Annotated in this window: 1 protein-coding gene; it reads right to left on the bottom strand. The window is 32.7% G+C overall.

Annotated elements, in window-relative coordinates:
* Nucleotides 1-120: 120 nt before the first annotated feature.
* A partial coding sequence (locus EF384_RS09690) for an IS3 family transposase (protein WP_148076714.1) occupies nt 121-315 on the bottom strand: 195 nt, incomplete at its 5' end.

Here is a 315-nt window from a genome sequence, read left to right as displayed (position 1 = left end):
GCTCTTTTTTAATACATGCAATTTGGCTTAATTCCTGTTGTCGACAATACTTCTCATAAATTTCAATCTGTCAAGAGTAGTAGCGGAGCGACTCTTGATAGATTGAAACTTTATGTGAAACTATGAAAAGACAATGGAATTAGTATATTGGCTGCGATACTGGACGGGGCTTAGCCATCCTAGTTTCTCTTTAATTCGTTCTTCATTATAATAGTTAATATAGTTGGTAATTGATTCAGCCAATTCTTCAAAACTATGATAAGTTTGACCATAATACATTTCTTGTTTGAGTATACTAAAGAAATTTTCCATTGG

The sequence above is a fragment of the Aerococcus agrisoli genome (assembly GCF_003797145.1).
GTDB lineage: Bacteria > Bacillota > Bacilli > Lactobacillales > Aerococcaceae > Aerococcus > Aerococcus agrisoli.
This window is presented reverse-complemented; position numbering and strand designations above follow the sequence as displayed.